The sequence below is a fragment of the Streptomyces jeddahensis genome (genome assembly GCF_001642995.1).
GTDB classification, from domain to species: domain Bacteria; phylum Actinomycetota; class Actinomycetes; order Streptomycetales; family Streptomycetaceae; genus Streptomyces; species Streptomyces jeddahensis.
This window is the reverse complement of the sequence record NZ_LOHS01000059.1, coordinates 1-5,751: the sequence shown is the minus strand read 5'-3', so window position 1 is coordinate 5,751 and position 5,751 is coordinate 1. Positions and strand designations below refer to the sequence as shown.

General features: G+C 70.4%; 6 protein-coding genes. 5 read left to right on the top strand and 1 reads right to left on the bottom strand.

Features of this window, described 5'->3' with window-relative positions; translation table 11 throughout:
* From STSP_RS09835 to proC, 5 genes are all read left to right on the top strand, one after another.
* Window positions 1-482, top strand: a 482-nt coding sequence (locus STSP_RS09835) for a hypothetical protein (protein WP_067274863.1), incomplete at its 5' end; no start/stop codon positions are given.
* A gap of 164 nt (window positions 483-646) precedes the next feature.
* Entirely contained in the window at window positions 647-1,426 is a 780-nt protein-coding gene (locus STSP_RS09830; RefSeq protein WP_067274862.1) for a class I SAM-dependent methyltransferase, read from the top strand.
* Between the two features lie 32 nt (window positions 1,427-1,458).
* Entirely contained in the window at window positions 1,459-2,289 is an 831-nt protein-coding gene (locus STSP_RS09825) for an ABC transporter ATP-binding protein (RefSeq protein ID WP_067274859.1), read from the top strand.
* The gene (locus tag STSP_RS09820; RefSeq protein ID WP_067274856.1) at window positions 2,286-3,083 is read left to right on the top strand and encodes an ABC transporter permease; all 798 of its coding nucleotides are present in this window, start codon (window positions 2,286-2,288) and stop codon (window positions 3,081-3,083) included. The genes STSP_RS09825 and STSP_RS09820 overlap by 4 nt, the downstream gene beginning before the upstream one ends.
* Window positions 3,084-3,325: 242 nt before the next feature.
* Entirely contained in the window at window positions 3,326-4,135 is an 810-nt protein-coding gene (gene proC, locus STSP_RS09815) for a pyrroline-5-carboxylate reductase (RefSeq protein WP_067274854.1), read from the top strand.
* Window positions 4,136-4,212: 77 nt separating this feature from the next.
* On the opposite strand, the gene trpS is transcribed toward proC, so the two are convergent.
* A complete protein-coding gene (gene trpS, locus STSP_RS09810; protein WP_067274852.1) occupies window positions 4,213-5,211 on the bottom strand; it encodes a tryptophan--tRNA ligase in 999 nt (332 codons plus the stop codon).
* Between the last annotated feature and the right edge of the window lie 540 nt (window positions 5,212-5,751).

Sequence of the window (5,751 nt, the reverse complement as noted above, 5' to 3'; positions counted from 1 at the left end):
GCGCGACCCCCGCGGGCCCCCGCCCCGAACCCATCCGTTTCTTCGGTACGACCTGGGTGAACCACGACGGCGGCTACGCGGTCCGCCGCGTCGGCGTGGCCGTCGGCTCGCTCGCGGCTGCAGTCGTGGCCTGCCTGGTGCTGCGCTTCGCGTACGAGGGACTCGAGATCGCCGCCATCGGAGGGCTGGCAACCGCCCTGGTCGTCGTGATGTTCGCCGTCTGCAGCGCTCTCGCCTTCCGGCACACCTGGGATGGCTTCGGCAAACGTCCCGACCCCGACCGCCAGGCCTCCCTCCGCGGCCTCCTCGCCATCGGCTTCGTCGGCTCCCTCCTCGCCTACTTCTTCCGCTCCCTGACCGAGGCCCCGGGCGAGAAGCTGCACCGCGCGGAGTACGAAACGGCACGCGAGCAGTACGAACGCCGTGCGGCCCGCCGCGCGGGCAACCCGTCGAAGCGGGGCGGGAAGGGCCGGAAGGGCTGAGGCCGCCGCCGGGGCCGACGGGACAGCTGTCGCCCGCTGACCGGACAGTTGTCGCCTGCTGCCCGGACGGTTGTCGCCTGCCGACCGGACTGCTGTCGCCCGCCGACCGGCCAGCTGCCGCCTGCGGTCTGGCGGTTCACCGGTGGATCCGCTTGCTTGGGCGTATGCGACCCGATCCCTGCATCGCCGATCCCCGCTTCGCCCGCTCCTTCGACGCCGTCGCGGCCCAGTACGCCACCGCCCGCCCCGGATATCCCCCCGCACTGTTCGACACGCTCGAGGAGCTGGCGGGCCGGCCCCTCCGCGGCGCGCACGTCGTCGACGTGGGAGCGGGCACGGGCATCGCCACCGCGCTGCTGGCCGACCGGGGCGCCCACGTCATCGCGGTCGAACCCGGCCCGGGCATGGGCGCCCAGCTGAAGGCACGCCTCCCGGACGTACCCCTCGTCCGCGGCCTCGGCGACGCCCTCCCCCTCCGGAACGCCTGCGCCGACCTGATCACCTACGCCCAGGCGTGGCACTGGACGGACCCCCGGCGTTCCCTCCCCGAAGCCCTCAGGGTGCTGCGTCCGGGCGGAGCCCTCGCCCTGTGGTGGAACGTCCCCGACCCGGACGTGCCGTGGGCCGCCGAGCAGGAGCGGCGACTGGGGGCCCGCCTGCCCGGCTACCACGCGCACGGCGTCACCGGCGAGGCGCCGCAGATCATCGACCGGCTGGTGCCCGGTCTGGGCCCCGTCCACCGCCGTCTGCACTGGACCCGCCACGTCCCCCTCGACGTCCATCTCGCCCACCTCGGCAGCCGCTCGTACTTCGCCACCCTGGGCCCCGAGCGGTCCGCACCCGTACTCGCCGACGAGCGCGTCCACCTGCTGCGGCAGTTCCCCGACGGGATCGTCGAGGAGGCGTACGCGGTGGATGTCACGGTCGTCCTACGCAGCGCTTGACGCCACCCCACCCCACCCCCATTATTCATCACATGATGAATTTTACGCCCGGACAGCCCGCCCGGGAGGGAGCCGGAACGCTCACCGAGCCCCCACCCGCCGTCCGTGCCGGGGCCCTCACCGTCGAACGAGGCCCGCGCACCGTGCTCCACGGCCTCGACTTCACCGTCCCGCGCGGCCAGATCACCGGCCTGCTCGGCCCCTCGGGCTGCGGCAAATCGACCCTCATGCGCGCGATCGTCGGTACGCAGGCCAAGGTCACCGGCACCCTGGAGGTTCTCGGCCGCCCCGCAGGCGACCCTTCTCTCCGCTCGCGCGTCGGATACGTCACCCAGGCCCCCTCCGTCTACGACGACCTGACGATCCGCCAGAACCTCGACTACTTCGCGGCCGTCCTGGACCCGGGCCGAGCGGCCGCCGAGCGCCGCCACGAGAACGTCACGAGCGCCATCGCCGACGTCGACCTCACCTCGCACAGCGACGCCCTGGCGGGCAACCTCTCCGGCGGCCAGCGCAGCCGCGTCTCCCTCGCCGTGGCCCTGCTCGGCGCTCCCGAACTCCTCGTACTGGACGAGCCCACCGTCGGCCTCGACCCCGTACTCCGCCGCGACCTGTGGAACCTCTTCCACTCCATCGCAGCCGAGCGCGGCGCCACGATCCTCGTCTCCTCGCATGTCATGGACGAGGCCGAACGCTGCCACCGCCTGCTCCTCATGCGCGAGGGCGGAATCCTCGCGGACGACACCCCCGACGCCCTGCGCGAGCGCACGCACTCGGAGACCGTCGAAGCAGCCTTCCTCCACCTGGTCGACGAGGCGGTCGCAGCCGCCGCGGCCAACGCCCCCAAGGAGACGGCCCGATGACCACGACAAGCACACACCTCAGGCCCACCGCGCCCCCCGCCTCCCGCGCATCCGCGATCAACGCGTCCCGCACCCTCGCCACGGCCGCCCGCGTCCTGCGCCAGCTCCGCCACGATCCGCGGTCCATCGCGCTGATGATCCTCGTCCCGTGCCTGATGCTCTTCCTGCTCCGTTACGTGTTCGACGGCAGCCCGCGGACCTTCGATTCGATCGGCGCCTCGCTGCTCGGCATCTTCCCGTTGATCACGATGTTCCTGGTGACCTCCATCGCCACCCTCCGCGAACGCACCTCCGGCACCCTCGAACGCCTCCTCGCCATGCCGCTCGGCAAGGCGGACCTGATCGCGGGTTACGCGCTCGCCTTCGGCGCCCTGGCCGTCGTCCAGTCCGCCCTCGCCACCGGCCTCGCCCTGTGGGTACTCGGCCTCGACGTGACCGGCTCGCCCTGGCTGCTGCTCCTCGTCGCCCTGCTCGACGCCCTGCTCGGCACGGCCCTCGGGCTCTTCGTCTCGGCCTTCGCGGCCTCGGAGTTCCAGGCGGTGCAGTTCATGCCGGCGGTGATCTTCCCGCAGCTCCTCCTCTGCGGCCTCTTCACCGAGCGTTCCGACATGCACCCGGTCCTCGAAGCGATCTCCAACGTCCTCCCCATGTCGTACGCCGTCGACGGCATGAACGAAGTCCTCAGGCACACGGACATGACGGCGAACTTCGTCCGGGATGCGCTGGTAGTGGCGGGCTGCGCGCTCCTGGTCCTGGCCTTGGGCGCGGCAACGCTACGCCGCCGAACAGCCTGATCGCGTACCCAGCCCAAGCCCCATCCAGCCCGTCCGGCGCTTGAGGACGAGGCCGTCAAGGCCGAAAGCGGGGGTCTGGGGGCGCAGCCCCCAGGTACGGGAAGGGTAGGGGTGGCGGGGGCGAAAACCGTCAACGGCAACCCGACACCGGACGTCCGCCCACCGGACACCCCACGCAGGCAGATGACCCCGGTGCGAGGATGAACCCGGACGACGCAAAACCCCCGGAGGGCACCCCAGCCATGACCCAGAAAGTCGCAGTCCTCGGCACCGGCAAGATCGGCGAAGCCCTGCTCAGCGGAATGATCCGAGCCGGCTGGGCCCCGGCCGACCTCCTGGTCACCGCCCGCCGCCGCGAGCGCGCAGACGAGCTCCAGACCCGCTACGGCGTCACGCCCGTCTCGAACGCCGAGGCCGCCAAGATCGCCGACACCCTCATCCTCACGGTCAAGCCGCAGGACATGGGCACCCTCCTCGACGAACTCGCTCCGCACGTCCCCGCCGGCCGCCTGATCATCAGCGGCGCGGCGGGCATCCCCACCACATACTTCGAGGACCGGCTGCCCGCAGGCACCCCGGTCGTCCGCGTCATGACGAACACCCCCGCCCTCGTCGACGAGGCCATGTCGGTCATCTCCGCGGGCACCCACGCGACCGCCGAGCACCTCGCCCACGCCGAGGAGATCTTCGGCGCCGTCGGCAAGACGCTCCGCGTCCCCGAGTCCCAGCAGGACGCCTGCACCGCCCTCTCCGGCTCCGGTCCGGCGTACTTCTTCTACCTGGTCGAAGCCATGACCGACGCCGGCATCCTGCTCGGCCTGCCTCGCGACAAGGCCCACGACCTGATCGTCCAGTCCGCGATCGGCGCCGCGACGATGCTCCGCGACAGCGGCGAGCACCCGGTCAAGCTCCGCGAGAACGTGACCTCTCCGGCCGGCACCACCATCAGCGCCATCCGCGAGCTGGAGAATCACGGCGTACGCGCGGCCCTCATCGCCGCCCTCGAAGCGGCCCGCGACCGCAGCCGCGAACTGGCCTCCGGCAACAGCTGACGCTCCACGTGGCGCGGGCCACCGCCGTGCCGCTGCACGGCGGTGGCTTCGCGATGGAGAAGCCCGCCGGCCCCCGGTCAGGGGGGCGGCAGCAGCCCGATCGCCCGATAGGCCGCATCCACCGTGGGCCTGGCCATCCCCCTGGCCTTCTCCGCCCCGTCCCTCAGCACCCCCTCCAGACAGGCCGGATCCGCAATCAGTTCCCTGTGCCTGTACTGCAGCGGCCTGAGCAGCTCCACCACGGCATCGGCGGTGTCCTTCTTCAAGGCCCCGTACGACGTGTACGCACCGCTCAGCTTCCCGGGCTCCCCGCCCACACAAGCCGCAAGAATCTCCAGCAGATTCGAGACACCGGGCTTGGACTCCGGGTCGTACGCGACCTCCTGCCCGCTGTCGGTCACCGCCCGCATGATCTTCTTCCGCACCACGTCCGGCTCGTCGAGCAGATAGACGATCCCGGCCACGGAGTCATGCGACTTGCCCATCTTCGACGTCGGCTCCTGCAGATCCATGACCCGCGCCGCCACCACGGGATACGTCGCGCGAGGCATCACGAACGTGTGCCCGTACCGCTGGTTGAACCGCACCGCCAGATCCCGCGTGAGCTCGACGTGCTGCCGCTGGTCGTCCCCCACCGGCACCTCATCGGCCCCGTACGCCAGGATGTCCGCCGCCATCAGTGCGGGATACGTCAGCAGCGACAGCCGCACACTGCTGCCACGCGCCCGCTCGCGTGCGACCTTCTCCTTGTACTGGATCATCCGCCGCATCTCGCCGTCGGTCGCGACGCACTCGAGCAGATACGACAGACGCGCGTGCTCGTCCACATGACTCTGTACGAACACGGTGCACCGCCCGGGATCAAGCCCGGCCGCCAGCAGCAGCGTCACCGCGTGCCGACTGAGCCTGCGTACCCGCCCTGGATCGTGCTCCACCGTCAGAGCGTGCAGATCCACGACGCAGAACAGCGCATCGGCACGGTGCTGATCGACTTCCGCCCACTGCCGGACGGCCCCCAGATAGTTCCCCAGCGTCAGATGCCCCGTCGGCTTGACCCCACTGAAGATCCGTGTCATCTCTCCACCTCCTGGTCGCCGACCGCCACTACCGCCGGCCGGCTCAGTTTCCTCAGGAGGGAGACACACGAACGGCCGCCGTAGCGGCGGCCGTTGAGTGCATGCGTAAGTACGGCCGCCGTCAGGCGGCCCACCACTGCTGGGTGAACGCATGCTTGGACATGCCCACAAGCGTACGCCCTCCAGGTAAGCCCTGGGGCGCCAAGTTGACATGCCCAGCCGACATACGTAGTGTTCTCCGAGTTGTCCGACGTGAGCACCGACTCCGGTCGGCCCCGGACAGCCATTCCGCAGGAACCATTCAAACGAACGACGCTTTCGTCGTCGGCTCGTTTCCATGTGTGTTTGCGAAATGAGGAATCTGCGTTCGAGAGGGCGCGGCATCCCGATTAGCTCGGGAACCAGGATTCCGCTAAAGTCTCACTCGTCGGAACGGCCCAACGGCCGGGAGGACACCCTCCTCTGACTGGGAATCAGGCCCGAAGGGATCTGATAGAGTCGGAACCGCCGGAAAGGGAAACGCGAAAGCGGGAACCTGGA